Source organism: Clostridium sp., assembly GCF_051278035.1.
Lineage (GTDB): Bacteria > Bacillota > Clostridia > Clostridiales > Clostridiaceae > Clostridium_AD.
Genome location: NZ_JBNMNU010000094.1, coordinates 1 through 16,453, shown reverse-complemented (window position 1 = coordinate 16,453; position 16,453 = coordinate 1). Strand labels below are relative to the sequence as shown.

Annotated in this window: 17 protein-coding genes and 1 pseudogene; 16 read left to right on the top strand and 2 right to left on the bottom strand. The window is 30.5% G+C overall.

What is annotated here, in order from left to right:
• The 16 genes and pseudogenes from ACJAX4_RS14285 to ACJAX4_RS14210 form a co-directional block, all read left to right on the top strand.
• Positions 1-704: glycine radical domain-containing protein (locus tag ACJAX4_RS14285; RefSeq protein WP_435790124.1), on the top strand; the 704-nt coding region annotated here is incomplete at its 5' end.
• A 34-nt stretch (positions 705-738) separates the two neighbouring features.
• On the top strand, positions 739-1,662 hold the full coding sequence (locus tag ACJAX4_RS14280) for an indoleacetate decarboxylase activase (RefSeq protein ID WP_435790123.1): 924 nt from the start codon (positions 739-741) through the stop codon (positions 1,660-1,662).
• A gap of 418 nt (positions 1,663-2,080) precedes the next feature.
• Positions 2,081-3,796 (top strand): methyl-accepting chemotaxis protein, encoded by a 1,716-nt coding sequence (locus ACJAX4_RS14275; protein ID WP_435790122.1) that lies wholly within the window; start codon positions 2,081-2,083, stop codon positions 3,794-3,796.
• A gap of 875 nt (positions 3,797-4,671) precedes the next feature.
• Complete coding sequence (locus ACJAX4_RS14270; protein ID WP_435790121.1) at positions 4,672-4,851, top strand: hypothetical protein; 180 nt, start codon at positions 4,672-4,674, stop codon at positions 4,849-4,851.
• A pseudogene (locus ACJAX4_RS14265) lies at positions 4,802-5,545 on the top strand (DNA topoisomerase); the annotation flags it as partial. The gene ACJAX4_RS14270 and the pseudogene ACJAX4_RS14265, both read left to right, overlap by 50 nt.
• A gap of 203 nt (positions 5,546-5,748) precedes the next feature.
• Positions 5,749-6,435, top strand: coding sequence for a response regulator transcription factor (locus tag ACJAX4_RS14260; protein WP_435790120.1), 687 nt, complete (start codon positions 5,749-5,751; stop codon positions 6,433-6,435).
• Positions 6,422-7,825 carry an ATP-binding protein gene (locus ACJAX4_RS14255; RefSeq protein ID WP_435790119.1) on the top strand — a complete coding sequence of 468 codons (1,404 nt, stop codon included), beginning with the start codon at positions 6,422-6,424 and terminating at the stop codon, positions 7,823-7,825. The genes ACJAX4_RS14260 and ACJAX4_RS14255 overlap by 14 nt, the downstream gene beginning before the upstream one ends.
• A gap of 186 nt (positions 7,826-8,011) precedes the next feature.
• Positions 8,012-8,950: a glycosyltransferase family 2 protein gene (locus tag ACJAX4_RS14250; RefSeq protein WP_435790118.1), complete on the top strand. Its 939-nt coding sequence runs from the start codon at positions 8,012-8,014 to the stop codon at positions 8,948-8,950.
• Positions 8,951-9,388, top strand: a complete 438-nt coding sequence (locus tag ACJAX4_RS14245; protein ID WP_435790117.1) for a GtrA family protein — start codon at positions 8,951-8,953, stop codon at positions 9,386-9,388.
• Between the two features lie 173 nt (positions 9,389-9,561).
• Positions 9,562-11,235, top strand: coding sequence for a glycosyltransferase family 39 protein (locus tag ACJAX4_RS14240; RefSeq protein WP_435790116.1), 1,674 nt, complete (start codon positions 9,562-9,564; stop codon positions 11,233-11,235).
• A 46-nt stretch (positions 11,236-11,281) separates the two neighbouring features.
• Positions 11,282-11,482, top strand: a complete 201-nt coding sequence (locus ACJAX4_RS14235; protein ID WP_435790115.1) for a hypothetical protein — start codon at positions 11,282-11,284, stop codon at positions 11,480-11,482.
• A gap of 320 nt (positions 11,483-11,802) precedes the next feature.
• Positions 11,803-12,543 carry a CAP domain-containing protein gene (locus tag ACJAX4_RS14230; protein ID WP_435790114.1) on the top strand — a complete coding sequence of 247 codons (741 nt, stop codon included), beginning with the start codon at positions 11,803-11,805 and terminating at the stop codon, positions 12,541-12,543.
• A gap of 265 nt (positions 12,544-12,808) precedes the next feature.
• Positions 12,809-13,387, top strand: coding sequence for a TerD family protein (locus ACJAX4_RS14225; RefSeq protein ID WP_435790113.1), 579 nt, complete (start codon positions 12,809-12,811; stop codon positions 13,385-13,387).
• 27 nt (positions 13,388-13,414) lie between these two features.
• Positions 13,415-13,981 carry a TerD family protein gene (locus ACJAX4_RS14220; protein WP_435790112.1) on the top strand — a complete coding sequence of 189 codons (567 nt, stop codon included), beginning with the start codon at positions 13,415-13,417 and terminating at the stop codon, positions 13,979-13,981.
• 196 nt (positions 13,982-14,177) lie between these two features.
• Entirely contained in the window at positions 14,178-14,639 is a 462-nt protein-coding gene (locus tag ACJAX4_RS14215) for a pyridoxamine 5'-phosphate oxidase family protein (RefSeq protein WP_435790111.1), read from the top strand.
• 110 nt (positions 14,640-14,749) lie between these two features.
• A complete protein-coding gene (locus ACJAX4_RS14210; RefSeq protein ID WP_435790110.1) occupies positions 14,750-15,592 on the top strand; it encodes a lysostaphin resistance A-like protein in 843 nt (280 codons plus the stop codon).
• A 68-nt stretch (positions 15,593-15,660) separates the two neighbouring features.
• Here the strand turns inward: ACJAX4_RS14210 and ACJAX4_RS14205 are convergent, their stop codons facing one another.
• Both ACJAX4_RS14205 and ACJAX4_RS14200 read right to left on the bottom strand, forming a co-directional pair.
• Entirely contained in the window at positions 15,661-15,921 is a 261-nt protein-coding gene (locus ACJAX4_RS14205; protein WP_435790126.1) for a spore coat protein, read from the bottom strand.
• 34 nt (positions 15,922-15,955) lie between these two features.
• Positions 15,956-16,162 carry a hypothetical protein gene (locus ACJAX4_RS14200; RefSeq protein ID WP_435790125.1) on the bottom strand — a complete coding sequence of 69 codons (207 nt, stop codon included), beginning with the start codon at positions 16,160-16,162 and terminating at the stop codon, positions 15,956-15,958.
• Positions 16,163-16,453: the final 291 nt, after the last annotated feature.

The following is a 16,453-nucleotide window of genomic DNA, read 5'->3' as shown; positions in this document are numbered from 1 at the left end:
CTTTTGAAGAATTAAAGGTGGCTATGAAAGAGAACTTTGGTTATGAAAAGGCCGAAGGACGGTTTTCCATGCTAGAACAAAAAAGAGTTGATCAAAAGTGGGCTAAAGTTCATAGTATGTGTCTTTCAGCACCAAAATTTGGTAATGATGATGATTACATTGATAGTATTTTTGTAGATTGTTGGCAACATTATAAAGATGTTGTAACATCACAAGTTACTTATTTAGGATTAAATTGGGTTCCGGCAGCATTATCCATTTCTTCTCACGGACCATTTGGTCATGTTTGCGGAGCAACTCCAGATGGTAGGTTGGCTGGTGTAACGCTTACTGATGGTATTGTTTCAGCTACTCCGGGAACTGATGTTAATGGACCTATGGCTCTATTAAATTCTGGGCTGAAGTTAGATCCTACAGATATGAGAAGTGTGCAGTTGAATATGAAGTTACACCCTAATGGAGTTAAAGGTATTGAAGGTTCAAGAAATTTAGTGAATCTTGTGAGAGGTTACCTTGCAAAAGGTGGTTATCATATTCAGTTTAACATAGTAGATTCTAAGATGTTGTTAGATGCTCAGAAACACCCTGAACAGTATCGTGATTTGATTGTACGTGTTGCTGGTTTTAGTGCTTATTGGGTTGAATTAGGCAAGCCTATTCAAGATGAAATAATTGCTAGAACAGAATATGGTACTACAGAATAACAAAATTTTATAAATGTAAAGATTTGGAGGGAATATGAGTAAAACGGGTAATGTATTTGATATTCAAAGTTTTTCAGTTCATGATGGTCCAGGTGTTAGAACTACTGTGTTTTTAAAGGGATGCCCTCTGAAATGTTGGTGGTGTGCAAATCCTGAAGGTCAATCAGGGCTTGCAGAGGTAAGTTACCATGCTGATAAGTGCCAAGGGTGTATGGAATGTGCCAAGGGTTGCCAATTTAATGCTATTGATAAAGTTATTGATTTAAAAAAAGGTGAAGGGTACATTAAAGTAAATAAGGTAAATTGCAGAAAATGTGTAGATTTTAGTTGTGTATATAATTGTCCCAATCAAGCATTAATTACTTTAGGAAAATTTAAGACTGTTGAAGAAGTAATGAAAGTAATAAAACGTGATGTATCATTTTTTGGTATAAACGGTGGAGTTACATTATCTGGTGGAGAGCCCTTATATCAACCAGATTTTTCTTTGGAAATATTAAAGGCTTGTCGTGAAGAGTATATCCATACAGCTATGGAGACAACACTTTTTGCACCTTTTGATATTGTTGAAAAGTTTATACCTTTAGTTGATTTATTCCTATGTGATATAAAACAAATGGATTCAATAAAACATAAGGAATATACTGGTGTTCAAAATGAAACCATACTAAAAAATATTATCGAATTATGTAAGATAACAAAAGATATAGTGATTAGGGTTCCATTGATTCCAGGATGCAACGATGATGCAGATAATATTAGGGCTACAGCAAAATTTGCTCATGAAAACGGAATAGATAGATTAAATATATTACTATACCATAAATTGGGAATATCTAAATATAAGCAGCTTGGCATAGTATATTCTATACCAGATAAAAATCCACCCAATGTAGATGCAGTTGAAATATTAAGAAATATTGTTGAAGAACAAGGAGTTAAATGCATTATAGGATAAAACCACATATTAAAATTATAGGATTTTTTAATATAAATAGAAGATGGAATATATAAAAGAGAAGTTATATAATGTGACCATCTTACAGCTAAATTAAATTAAATTAAATTTAAATGTAAAAAAAGATACATAAATTAAAAATATATCTTTTTTTTTGTATAAATTTGTTTATTAAAAAAAAGGATATTGTGTAAAATAAATAAAAAGAAGTTGAATTATACAATAAAATGATATAAACTATTGTTATGTTATAGTTGTTAAAATAATAATTAGGAGTAAATATATGTAAAATGCAAACGAAATAATAATCAAATAAAGAATAAAGTACTAGATTATTTTGACTTTAAATATTTAATGATGTTTTAGGGTGCGATATTGGCAGTAAAAAACACACTATAAAAAAGAAGGAAGTGTTAAATTGAATTTTTTAGGTTTAAAGACAAAGAAAAAACTTATAATAGTATTTTCATTAATTTGTATTTTTATCATTTTAATAGGAGCAGAGGGCATATTAAGTTCATCAAGGATAAATGACGGTTCTAAGTTTATGTATAGCAATAGTTTAATATCAACTAAGGATTTGGTAAATATTGAGGTTAATATTAATGAAATGAGAGCTAATATGCTTAAAATTGTTTTTGAAAAGGATATTTCGAAATTAGAGGAGCAAATAGAGACTATAAGTGATTTAACTAATGAAGTTATAAAATTTCAAAAGGAATACGAAAGTATACCTTCTTCTTTAAAAGAAGAGGAAAAAACATATGCTGATTTTAAAAGTGACTTAGTAAAATATAGTGAATCAAAAGATAAGGTAATAGACTTTGTAAAAGTTAATAACTATGAGGATGCAGTCAAAGTTTTTAATTCAGAAATTACTGAAATAAGAATTTCTATGGTTGAAAAATTAAATAAATGTATAGAAATAAATCAGAAATCAGCTGAACAAGCAAATTCAAATAATATAGCTCAGTTCAATAAGAATAGATACACAATAATAATTTACACAACCATAGCATTTTTCTTTATAATTGGTATAGCGTTTATAATGATTACTGATATAGTAAAAGCATTAAATAAAATAAAGGAATTAGCAATAAGGTTATCTCTTTATGATTTTTCATCTCCAACTGATCTTATAAGAAAAGATGAATTTGGACAAGCGGGTGTTGCTTTAAATACTGCACAGGAAAATGTAAGCAAATTAGTTAGAATAATTATGGAAAATTTACAGGATATAAGTACATCTTCAGAAGAACTTTCAGCAACTGTTCAAGAATTATTATCAAAAAATATAACTATAAATGAATCAGTAAATAATATTGCTGGAGGCATGCAGGAATCGAGTGCAGCATCAGAGGAGATGAGTGCATCTATTGAAGAAGTAGATTCAAGCATTAATGTATTATCTTCAAAGGCTATGGAAGGAAGTAATAATTCAAATCAATTTAAAAAAAGAGCTACTGAGGTTAAAAATAATAGCCAAAAGGCTATTAATAAAACTCAAGAACTATATGCGCAAAAACAAAAGAACATGGAAAAAGCTATTGAAGATGGAAAAGTAGTAGATAGCATAAAAGTTATGGCAGATACTATCGGAAATATAGCATCACAAACTAATCTACTCGCATTGAATGCTGCCATAGAGGCAGCAAGAGCTGGGGAACAAGGAAGAGGATTTGCAGTGGTAGCAGATGAGGTAAGAAAACTTGCGGAGCAGTCAGCACAGGCAGTAATAAATATTCAAGATACTATTGTTAAGGTTCAAGGGGCATTCAAAAGTAGTATTGATACAGGTAGTGATATATTAGAATTTATAAATGCACATGTTAGAGAAAATTTTAATGCATACGCAGAAACAGGAAATCAGTATTATAATGATTCAGATTTTGTAAGTAAAATGTCAGAAGAAATTGCAGCTATGTCTGAAGAAATTACAGCAACAGTTGGACAAGTAAGTGAAGTAGTTCAAAATATGGCTGAGTCTTCACAAAGCACAAGTGAAGAAGCAATTACAATAAAAGAGAATATGGATAAAAATACAAAGGATATAGAGCAAGTGGGATTAACAGCACAAAGGCAAGCAGAACTTGCTGAAAAACTAAATGAAATAGTTCAAAAATTTAAGCTTTAACGAGAAAGGCATACTTTTGTTATAAAAGGTATAATTAATAAATAAAGTGATGTAACTTTTTACATAAGGAAATGCTATCGAATTATATTCGGTAGCATTTTTTGGTATAGTAATAAGAAATGAAATAATAGGGGAGCGTCATAATATGTCAAATCAAATGATGTGTGAAAGGGCTAATAAATCATATAATAAGATTAAATTTGAACATTTAAAGATACGGAGATTTCTGTATTTTTTTTACTAATGATGAAAGACTTAAAATATTATTATAATCCATAAAATAGTAAGTAGCTTAAAATTTGGCATCTTTTTTATTTTCTCACTTCAATATTTATTCGAATTTATAAAGTTCGTGTTTAATTCAAAAGGCGAACTTTAGCTATACTACTGCGTTTGAAAAGCGACAACACTAAACTTACATGAAAAGCGAACTTTTAGTTGATAAAACGCGAACTTATCAAGTTCTTTTTTTAGGTCTTCTCAACTGAACGGTATTTTCTTATTCAAAAACTATATAGATTAGTTTTATAGAAACTTTTAGATATCAAAATTTAATTAATTGTTATCTAGATAAAGGTAAATTAATTTTGCCCCTTTTTTTGTTCCTTATAGTTTGAATTTAATAGGTATTACTTAAACTTAGTTAAAAAGTAGAATGATTGTATATAAAGGATTGGAGCCTTTTTAAAACCAATTAAATCTAGATCTTACGAACCAGTTGGTCGCAGGTTCAAAATCTTTTTTACGAAGCATGGAAATCCATTATAGAAATAGCAAGGTGCGTATATAATACAAGTACCCTTTTGTTATGCAATGAATTACAATAAATCTGTTTTCATAACAAGTTATAAAAAATGATGTAATGTGAAAATAATGTGACTTTAAAGAATAAAAAGGCCGAAGATGTAGTTGCTAAGGTAAACAAACAAATGGGCACCGTGGTAGAAGTAAATAAAGCATCTAAAAAAGAACTTCCCCCACTTGCATATTACCACAGAGGTTGTAGCAACGCTTCTAACAGCTATGGAGCATCCAGGAAAAGATATACAGGATGAGAGCCTTCGGGAAGCTTTGGATAATACTTCAGGCTTAGGAACCTCTGCAACAAGGGCAGATGTTATAGAAAAATTATTTAATATTTTCTATATGGAGAGAAGAGGTAAAGATATTTTTCCTACCTCAAAAGGAATACAGCTAATAGGTTTAGTACCACAAGAATTAAAATCCCCTGAGCTTACTGCTAAGTGGGAAAAACAGCTTCAACTTATAAGTAAAGGAAAAGCTAATTCAATGAATTTCGTAAAGGATATGAGAGAATATGCAGTTAAGCTTGTGAAGACAGTTGCAGCATCCTCCGAAATATACAAACATGACAACGTTACAAGGGTTAAATGCCCTGAGTGTAGTAAGTATCTTCTTGAAGTTAATGGCAAAAGGGGTAAAATGATGGTATGTCCTGATAGAGACTGCGGATATCGTAAGGGAGTTTCACAGGTTTCTAATGCACGTTGCCCTACTTGTCACAAGAAAATGGAGATTAGAGGGGATGGCGACAATAAGATTTTTGTTTGTGGTTGCGGCTATAGAGAAAAACTCTCAGCCTTTACTAAGCGTCGAGATAAAGAAAAGAGTTCTTTAGATAAAAAGGATGTTAATAAGTTTTTGAATCAGCAGAATAAGAAAGATGAACCTGTCGATTCTGGTAATTCTGCTATGGCTGAGGCTTTTGCTAAATTTAATTTAAAATAATAAGGGATAACACAATGTATAAGTATTTTATACGTTGTGTTATTTTATTCTTAGAATATAATAACGTATTTATTTAATTATTTTATTATTTGAAAACTAGTGATGGATACAAAATAATTATTCACAAGGATTTCACATATGTTTTATAGAATATAATATTAATTGAAATTTCAATTAATATTAATTACAAGAAGGTGCTATTAATGGATATAAAAATTCTGATTGCAGACGATGATTCAATTTTTAGAGAATTAGTATGTGACATAGTAAAAAAAGAAGGATATATTTCTGTAGAGGCCTGTGATGGAAAACAAGCTATCGATATTTTTTTTGCCTCAAATGATATTGACCTTGTTATATTAGATGTAATGATGCCTTTTTATGATGGGTGGGAAGTACTTAAGAAAATAAGAGAGCACTCTGATGTTCCAGTAATCATGTTGACAGCTTTGGGAGATGAAAAGCATGAGGTGCTTGGACTTAAAAAAGGAGCAGATGACTATATTGCAAAACCTTTCAGCTATGAAATTTTTATAGCTAGGATCAATACATTTATAAGAAAACTTAAAAAAGAACGTCTTGCTGAGATAATGATTGGACGAATAAAAATAAATGGAGCAACACATAGAGTATCTGTATGGGATGCGGAAATTGAATTAAATCACAAAGAATACAGTCTCTTAATATATTTCATAGAAAATAAGAATAGGGTATTAAGTAGGGAGCAAATATTAGTAAACATATGGGGATATAATTTTCAGGGGGATATAAGGACTATTGATACACATATAAAAACCTTGAGGTCTAAGCTTTTAGTATGTAGTGAATATATAAAAACTATTCGTGGAAGCGGGTATATGTTTGAGGTAGATGATAATGAAAACAATTAGAACAAAATTATCTGTGTTTTTTCTTATTTTTATGGTTTCTTTAGTATTATTTGGAATAATTTTAAACGCTTTATTTTTGGAACGTTATTATATTTATAAAAACAAAGCTGTTTTTACAGCCACAAGCAAAGAAATCAGTAATGAATATGCATATAATAGAAATAACATTACAAACTTCATAAACCAGATAGACCATTTTGAGGGAATAAACTGTATAATCACTGATGAATACAAAAGTGTACAGTACAATTCTTTTTTGCAAATATCAGATTCCGATGCAAAAATACTTCCTGGTGAAATTGAGAAACTTGTTCTAAAAAATAAGGATAAACTGTTCAAAAATTTTGTGTACTCTGTGACCGAGAAACAAAATGATCAGGCGCCTAAACTTGTTTTTATTTCACAATTAGACAATGGAGAACTCATAATTCTGAGGAAACCTTTAAAGGGAATTAGTGAAAGTGTATCCATTGCAAACCAATTTTATATTTTTGCAGGTTTGATTAATATATTTATTGGTGGAATATTCATATTTGTTTTTTCAAAGCAAGTCACGAGACCAGTAATCGAAATGAGCAATGTGGCAGAAGGTATATCCAATCTTGACTTTAATAAGCGAGCAATTTACGATTCACAGGATGAGATTGGAAGTCTTGGAAGAAGTATAAATAAAATGTCTGAAAAATTAAGTGTAAGTATAAATTCACTTAGAAGCGACGTTGAAAGAAGAAAACAGCTTGTTAGAAATATTTCCCACGAATTAAAAACGCCTATAGGAGTAATTAAAGGTTACGCTGAGGGTTTAAAATATGGTGTGGCAGATGACATGGAAAAGACACAGAAATACTGCACAGTTATTGCAGACGAATGCAACCGAATGGATAACATGGTGAGAGAACTTTTAAATCTTTCCATGTTGGAATCAGGACTGTTTCAATTAAATATTTTAAAGTTTGATATTGGAGAGTTAATTCAAAAGATATCAGAAAGATTTGAACCTATACTTAGTGAAAAAGGTATAACGCTGGATTTAAATAATCAGAATAATTTATCAATATCGGCTGACTATGAACTTGTAGAGAGAGTTATTAATAATTATATTACAAATGCCATAAATCATGTAGAAGGAATAAGGCTCATTAAAGTGACTGTAGAAAAGAAAGTTAATGGAATAGGAGTTTCTGTTTTTAATACTGGTAAGCATATATCAGAAGATGACTTGGTAAGTATTTGGGATGTTTTTTACAAGGTAGATAAAGCTAGATCAAGGCAATATGGAGGGCATGGATTAGGTCTTTCTATAGTTAGATTAATAGCAGAACTTCATGGTGGTATGGCGGGTGTAGAAAACGTAAGTGATGGTGTATTGTTTTTTATCGAGATACCATAGATTTTTTATAGTTAAGAATTTATTTATGCAGATTTAAAATATTTCACATTAATTTCACAAGAGAATTGTAAAATGTACCTATAAGTGGTAATTGCTGCTTATAGGTACATTTTAATTTTTTAAAAGGTAAGGTGGTACATAAAAAAATTAGCTTAAATGATATATATCTATTTGGAGGGATGCAATATGGATAAAACTGTTATTCAATATTCGATAATTGTACCAATTTATAATGAGGAGTTAGTAATAAATGAAGCATACAAGAGGCTGAAGAAGGTAATGAACTTAACTGAGGAGACATATGAAATCATTTTTGTAAATGATGGGAGCCGTGATAGGTCCTTTGATATGGTAAAAGATATATGCAATAAGGACAAGAATATTAGACTAATAAGGTTTTCAAGAAATTTTGGGCACCAGCTTGCAATAACTGCAGGAATGAACAAAGCTAATGGCAAGGCGGTAATAGTAATTGACGCTGATCTTCAAGATCCACCAGAAATCATGCTGAAAATGATTGAAAAATGGAAGGAAGGCTATGAAGTTGTTTATGGCAAAAGACTCAGTAGAGAGGGTGAGACATTTTTTAAGAAAATCACATCAAAAGCTTTTTATAGAACATTAAGAGTGATGACAGATGTGGATATACCAGTAGATACAGGAGATTTTAGACTAATTGATAGAAAGGTCTGTGAAGCATTAAAAAGAGTTCCAGAGAGAAATAGATATGTTCGAGGAATTATAAGTTGGTTAGGATTTAAACAAACTGGTGTAGAATTTGAAAGAGAAGAAAGGATTGCAGGTGAAACAAAATATCCTCTTAATAAAATGGTTAAATTTGCCTTAGATGCTATTATATCTTTTTCATACAAGCCATTAAAACTGGCATCTATTACAGGTTTTTCAATATCAATATTTAGTTTTTTATATCTTATGATTGTAGTATTTAAAAAAATATTTATTAATGATGCTATAAACGGATGGACTTCTATTGTTGCATTAAGTCTATTTTTCAATGGTTTAGTGTTAATAATACTTGGAATAATTGGTGAGTATATTGGACGTATTTATGACGAAGTAAAAGGTAGACCACTTTACATAATTGATGAAAAGGTGGGGTTTTAATTGCGGAGGACAACAAAATATAGTTGTCGTAACAATATTCGAAATTTATATGAGAAATATAAAACATTTAGCCGCTTTTTAATGGTTGGATGTATTAATACAGGTGTTGACTTTGTTACGTTTTTTATACTTTTTAGCTTTTTTAGTATAGATAAACTGATATGTCAAGTTTTTGGGTATAGTGTAGGTATTATAAATAGTTTTATAATGAATAAAATATTTACATTTAAAGAAAAAGATAGAGATGGGAGTATAGCAAATCAATCTATTAGGTTTATTTTGGTAAACTCAGTATCACTTGGCATATCAGTTATTGCTCTTGGTATATTAAATGATAATTTATTTATAAATGTTTATATGTCCAAAGTAATAATTACAGTAATTGCACAAGGGATAAATTATTTTGGTTATAAATTGTGGGTATTTAATAGTAAGTAGTGATTATAGATGACACAATTAAAGAATATAGAAGAGGGGAAATAATAATGAAATTTAAAGTAAAGAAGTACATGCCAATAATACTTACAGTATTATTAGCATGTGTTGTTTATATATGAAAACTCTGGGATGAGGGACTTTCTAATCTTTATTACTCCGCAGGAGTATACTCTATGGGACAGAGCTTCCATGCTTTTTTCTATAACAGCATAGATTCGGTTGGATTTATTAGTATAGATAAGCCACCACTAGGACTTTGGATACAAGTTTTATTCACAAAGATACTTGGATTTAATGGCATGGCTATTTTACTTCCAGAAGCACTTGCCGGTGTTTTTTCTGTATATCTCATATATAAAATTATAAATAAGCGATTTGGGTTAGTTGCAGGAATAGTTTCAGCATTGGTTCTTGCCTTAACACCAATTCTTGCATCAGTTAACAGAAACAATACCATTGATGGCATACTAATCCTTATGTTAATTTTAGCTTCAAATCAGACTATCAAAGCCGCAGAAAAATCCAACATTAAACATCTTATTTTTGCAAGTTTATTTATTGGTCTTGGATTTAACGTAAAAACGCTTCAGGCTTATATGATAGTTCCTGCTGTGTATTTAACTTATTTTTTATTTTCCAAAGAAAAAATATTAAAAAGAATAACCTCATCTGCAATCTCTATCGTTATACTTGTTATGGTTTCTTTTTCATGGATTATGGCGGTTGATTTTACTCCAGCTCAAAATAGACCATATGTTGGAAGCAGTGGCACCAATAGTGAGCTGAATCTCACTTTGGGTAATAATGGTATAGGTAGATTAATTGGTAGAGAGTCTGGAGGTGGAAATAATAGCAATAGGACTCCAAAGCAAAATGATGGATACGGTAAAGGACCAAGTGCAGAAGGTGGAGCTACATCTATATTTAGATTATATAACAATACTATTGCGGGACAAATATCCTGGTTTCTATTTCCAGCGTTAATGGTTAGTTTACTATGTTTGCATCAATTATTTAGGAGGAAACTTGAAGCGAGTTCTAAAAATATTACTCTTTTCTACTTTACTATGTGCTTTATACCAATGTTTATTTACTTTAGCTTTTCAAGTGGAATGGTACATCGCTATTATCTTGCTATGCTTTCCCCAGCTATTGCTGGACTTATTGGAATAGGTGTCTCGTTTTTGATTGAAAAATACTATCAAAATAAAAGCATAATTATAATTTTATTTGGGTCCTGTGCAGCCGCACAGTTATATATTCAAAGCCTTTATAAAGACTGGATTAACTGGCTTTTACCATTATGCGTTGTGATTTTTGTAGGTGCAATTATATCAATATTTTTTGAAATTAGAAATAAAGTAAAAAGTGAGATTATTGCCCTAACTATGGCAGTACTTTTGATACTACCAGGTATTTGGTCATTTACTCCAATTCTTTATGGAAATAACGCTCAAATGCCAATTGCAGGCCCAGAGCTTAAAGGGCAGGGAGATTTGTTTGACAGACGTCTAGATTTATCAAATTTAATTACATTTCTAAAAGAAAACAGAGGAGACGCAACATATATTGCCTCTGCTTCAAGTGCCATGGATATGGGAGCAGATCTAATTCTTCAATCAGGAGAACCAGTTATGGTTTTAGGTGGTTTTAATGGTGGGGATACTCCTTTAACTTTAGATAAATATATGGAGATGATCAGTACAGGCAAGATTAAATATGCAATTATTACAAACAATACTGATGATAAATCAGGTGGGGATATAAATGATTGGATAATTGAAAATTGTAGCCCTGCTGACGAGCAATCTAAGGGATTTACATTGTATAAACTAAGTATAAACTAAGTATTAATTAATGATAGAGTAAAAATCTATCTATGAGGTGATAAATTTGATAAAAAATAAATATTTTATTCCAATATCTACGGTAGCTTTGCTGTGCGTTGGCTGCATTGTATACAGCTTCTTCAGCACTAAAGAAGCAGAATCCAGCAAAATCAATAGTAGTAACACTGGTGAAAAGGGGGGGGGCGGGGAAAATGACAAGGTCGAAACAACTATTGGTATTGGGGCTTCACCAGCAGCGGTATAGGGGCTGCATTATTCACTGGTAAGCTATATTAGGTTTAAGTGAAATATAAATTTTGTGAAAACATAGTAAGAAATGATGATTTTTTATCTTTAGTTGTAAAAGATAGTAATTACCCTAAGTAGTGTACTTAAATTTATTTTGATGAAACTTAATTTAAATATAAAGCAAGACATATTAACTGAAAATACATATAATTGAAACAAAATATTACAAAATAACCAATAGTAAAAGATGTGAAAACTGCGTTTGCATGATAATATGTGTTCACAAAGATAAAAGCTTGCTTTGTATATTAAAATTAGGAAGGTGAGGTATAAAATATGAAGAATAGTTTAAGAACATTGATATTAACTTTAGGTATTGTAGTAACAACCGCGATAGGTTCAACGGCATATGCACAAGATTTTAGTGCACTCAATTGCACAGCTAAACAAAGACAAAGTATACATAAGATTGCTGATAGGTATGGTATAGAAATTTCAAAGGGGTTAACTGCTGAAGGGTGTTTAGCAATTAAAACTAAAGTAATTAATACTTACAAGGCAGCTCCTACGAAAGTAACACCTGTGAAGGAAGCACCAGCGAAGGTAACACCTGTGAAGGAAGCACCAGCGGAGGTAACACCTGTGAAGGAAGCTCCGCCAAAGGAAACACCTGCACCAACTTTATCAGAGGCAAATAAATTAGAGAATGAAGTTGTAGTATTAGTTAATCAGGAAAGAGCAAAACTTGGACTAGCTCCTTTAAAGAATAATGTGGATCTTTCAAATGTAGCTAGATATAAGTCAGAGGATATGAGAGATAAAAACTATTTTTCTCATACGTCACCAACTTATGGATCACCTTTTGATATGATGAAACAGTTCGGTATAGATTATATGGCAGCTGGTGAAAACATAGCAATGGGACAACCAACCGCAGCGGAAGTAATGAAATCATGGATGAATTCTCTAGGACACAAAGCTAATATTTTAAGTGAGAATTTTACTGAAATAGGAGTTGGAGTAGCAAAAGATGCTAATGGAACTATATATTGGACACAACAATTTATAGGAAAATAAATTGTTTAATGGGATCTGTGTTTCTAAATATTGTACTTTGCAATATTTAGAAACATAGATTTTTTGTTATGTAATAAGATTATTTATATTTAAATGATTATAGTTATTTAAATTAAATTCATATTATTTTACAAAATGTATGGTAATGAATTCTATGTTATAATAGGTTACATACAGTAACAAATATAGAATATGAAACCAATTATACATATTCCTAATTTCAACAATTCAAGAACATAATAAAAAAGAAAGAAGGTATATAAAAATGGCGGTTAATTTAAAAAAAGGTCAAAAAGTAGATTTAACAAAGACAAATCCAGGATTAAAAAAAGTGCTAGTAGGACTAGGATGGAGTACCAATAAGTATGACGGTGGTTCAGACTTCGATTTAGATGCAGCAGCATTTTTAACAGGAGAAGATAAAAAAGTAACCTCCGATGCGGATTTTATATTCTACAATAATGCAGAGCATGCGTCCAAATCAGTTAAACATATGGGAGACAATAAGACTGGAGCAGGAGAAGGAGATGACGAACAAATACTCATTGACCTATCTTTAGTACCAGAAGCTATTAAGAAAATTTCCTTTACTGTAACAATTAATGAAGCTGAAGAGAGAAGTCAAAACTTTGGACAAGTTTCAGATGCTTATATTAGAGTAATGAGTGGAGATGGATCTACCGAGTTAATTACATTTGACCTTGGAGAAGACTTCAGTATTGAAACAGCACTAGTAGTTGGAGAATTATATAGAAATGGGGCTGAATGGAAATTCACTGCATTAGGTAGTGGATTTGAAGGTGGCTTAGGAGCTTTATGTACTAACTTTGGAGTTAGTATTTAACGACATTTCATAGGGAGGAGTAGTAATATGGGAGTTAACTTAATTAAAGGACAGAAGGTAGATTTAACAAAAGGGAATTCAGCATTAAAGGCATTAGTAGTAGGATTAGGTTGGGATAGTAGCAATGGTGGCAATACTATTGACTGTGATGCTTCAGCTTTAATGTTAGGTGAAAATGGGAAATTATCTAATACCAAAAGTATAATATACTTTGGAAACAAGAAAAGCAAGTGTAATAGTGTAATTCATCAAGGCGATAATCTTACTGGTGCAGGGGATGGCGATGATGAACAAATAGTTATAGATTTGTTAAAAGTACCAGACGATATATCTAAGATAGTTTTCGTTGTTAATATTTATAAATCTGAATCTAAGGGACAGCATTTTGGAATGATTAAGAATGCCTACATCAGAATAATGGATAAATCGGCTAATGGTGAGTTGGTTAAATTTAATCTTTCTAATGATTATAACAACATGACATCATTAATAATGGGTGAGGTTTACAGAAATAAAGGCGAATGGAAGTTTACAGCAATAGGAGAAGGTTCTACTGCGAGTAGCATTACAGAATTATCAGCAAAATATAAGTAATTAAATACATATCTGTGTTTATAAATATTGGATTTAACAATATTTATATGCATGGATTTTTTTATGCAATAAAATGATTCGAAGTAATTCTAACTTGTGTATTTATATAACTAAAGTTGCCACTAAGTTCATACATTATTGTATGAATTCCATGTTACACTTAACATTATGATATGAGAAAGGATAGTGAAGAACAATGAAATCAATGAGAAGGATTGAAAGAAAGATGGATGAAGTGGAAACACTTGAATTATTGAAGAAGGGCGAGTATGGAGTGCTTTCTACATGTGGAAAGGATAATAATCCTTATGGTATACCGTTATGTTATGTTGTTATAGATAAAAGTATATACTTTCATTGTGGAAGTGTTGGCACTAAGTTAAACAATATTAGCATGAATGATAAGGTGAGTTTTACAGTAGTTGGAAAAACAAAGGTTTTGCAAGATAAATTTAGTATGGAATATGAAAGTGTCATAGCTTTTGGACGTGCAGTAAAGCTAAAAGATGATGAGAAATATGAACCACTAATGGAATTTATAAGGGAATATAGCCCGGAGTTTATAAAAGATGGGCAGTTATATATAGATAGAGCAAAGGAAAAAACAACATTAATTAAAATGGAGATATATAATTTTAGCGGAAAGCATAGAGTATAAAGAATACTGAAAAAGAATGTATATATATTATTAAAAATTAATTAAGGTGAATCTTGAGTGAGGTGAATAAATCATTTGATGAAATATAATAAATTAGAGAGAGTGATAGAATGAAATTTTTAGAAAATATAGAAAATGGAACTATAGATATAAAAAAAATGGGGATAATTAAAGCTCTTATCGTAATGATTATATCAATCTTGTTGGAGGGGTTAGGACAAGTACCTGAAGAGTTTTTAGATTTATTCTCTGGTAGGCTTGAAAGGGCATTACCGTTTGTAATTTTTATTGCAGGCGTAATGGTTAAATATTATGTCATTATTGTTTTACTAAAGTGGCTTGGTAATAAAGCACATAACAAAAAACCAAAACAACCTCTGAGTATAATGAGTTTTGTTTATGTAGCTCTTATGATTGTAGCATTTCGTATAATATTTGATAACAGTTTAAACTTATTGATTAGTAAGATGGTCATGCCTAATTTTATTAATGAGGTTTTTCTAGAACAATATGTTTCACCAATTATATTAATACTTAGTATCTTGGTAGTAGCGCCTATATATGAAGAGATTATTTTTAGAGGGATATTATTAAAAGGAATGGCTAACAAAATAAATTCTAATATAGCTCTTGTAATATCTGCATTATTTTTTGCTGTAGTTCATTTTAATGTTCCTCAAGGCATAAATGCGTTTTTGCTAGGCCTAATTATTGGATCTATATATTTAAAATCTAATTCAATTTATTTAGGTATATTCACTCATTTTGTAAATAACTTTCTGGCGATTACACTTTCATCTGTGTTTGTAGAAATAGAAGGGAAATATGGTATGGAAATTCATGGGATGTTTTTTGCTTTTGGAGTTATACTTTTTATTATATCGTATAAGGGATATAATCAAAATAAAATTATTGACGTACCTGATATATATAAGGAATTTATTGAAATATAAGTTCAACAGTAAATCCCCCCCCATAACAATTAATATTATTATGGGGGGGGATTTATTTTAATAAAGTATTATTTTAGGTTATTCATCATTTGAGTAGCTTCATCTTTTAATTGTTGAACCTCATTATCTGGTGCATCTTTTGTAGGATACCAACCTTTTTGCTTCATAGCATCAAATATTTTATATTGAATTTCCTGATCGTTTTTAAAGTTATCAACTAGCGTATTTCTTAAATTTTGGCATGATGACTCAGTAATGCCTGTGCTGTATGCTGTGATAACTTGTTTTTCTGTAGCAAGTAAATCCTGCATTAATTCCTTTTCACACATTTCTGTATCCATTTAATATCCCTCCATTTATATATTATTGATGAGAGTCTAAGTAAGTTTTTAAAGTATTAAAATTTTGTTTATGAGTTTGGCTTGCTTCATTACAAAGATTTTTTAAATTTTGGTCTGTACATTTTGAACTATAATCATTAAATTTCTTATTTAACAATGATTCATATCCTAATTGGTCTTTAATAACTTTTAGGTTGTTGCTTTCTAGTTGTTTATTTGTAGTATTCATCATATTTATTACCTCCAGTTTTTTATTAAAAGAACTACTGAATTATTATCTGCGTTAATGGTTAAAATATAAGTGGTAATAAAATGTAAAAATTTAAGAAGAATTTAAGGTTATATTAATCTATTCTTAACAATATTAGCGTACAATAAATGTATAAATAAGGTTAAATTAGATGGGGGTGACTATAATGCCTATGATAAATATGCTTTCTTCAGCAGATAAAGTGAAAGGTCAAGGGGTTGGTTCTGCTTATCTCGAGCAAGTAAATTTAGTTCGAAATGGATTAGATAA

What these genes read in the sequence shown, in the direction of transcription:
- ACJAX4_RS14200 (WP_435790125.1), bottom strand. Translation starts at nt 16,162, where the DNA reads ATGAATACTACAAATAAACAACTAGAAAGCAACAACCTAAAAGTTATT.
- ACJAX4_RS14280 (WP_435790123.1), top strand. Translation starts at nt 739, where the DNA reads ATGAGTAAAACGGGTAATGTATTTGATATTCAAAGTTTTTCAGTTCAT.
- ACJAX4_RS14240 (WP_435790116.1), top strand. Translation starts at nt 9,562, where the DNA reads ATGGGACAGAGCTTCCATGCTTTTTTCTATAACAGCATAGATTCGGTT.
- ACJAX4_RS14225 (WP_435790113.1), top strand. Translation starts at nt 12,809, where the DNA reads ATGGCGGTTAATTTAAAAAAAGGTCAAAAAGTAGATTTAACAAAGACA.
- ACJAX4_RS14255 (WP_435790119.1), top strand. Translation starts at nt 6,422, where the DNA reads ATGAAAACAATTAGAACAAAATTATCTGTGTTTTTTCTTATTTTTATG.
- ACJAX4_RS14260 (WP_435790120.1), top strand. Translation starts at nt 5,749, where the DNA reads ATGGATATAAAAATTCTGATTGCAGACGATGATTCAATTTTTAGAGAA.
- ACJAX4_RS14220 (WP_435790112.1), top strand. Translation starts at nt 13,415, where the DNA reads ATGGGAGTTAACTTAATTAAAGGACAGAAGGTAGATTTAACAAAAGGG.
- ACJAX4_RS14210 (WP_435790110.1), top strand. Translation starts at nt 14,750, where the DNA reads ATGAAATTTTTAGAAAATATAGAAAATGGAACTATAGATATAAAAAAA.
- ACJAX4_RS14230 (WP_435790114.1), top strand. Translation starts at nt 11,803, where the DNA reads ATGAAGAATAGTTTAAGAACATTGATATTAACTTTAGGTATTGTAGTA.
- ACJAX4_RS14250 (WP_435790118.1), top strand. Translation starts at nt 8,012, where the DNA reads ATGGATAAAACTGTTATTCAATATTCGATAATTGTACCAATTTATAAT.
- ACJAX4_RS14205 (WP_435790126.1), bottom strand. Translation starts at nt 15,921, where the DNA reads ATGTGTGAAAAGGAATTAATGCAGGATTTACTTGCTACAGAAAAACAA.
- ACJAX4_RS14215 (WP_435790111.1), top strand. Translation starts at nt 14,178, where the DNA reads ATGAAATCAATGAGAAGGATTGAAAGAAAGATGGATGAAGTGGAAACA.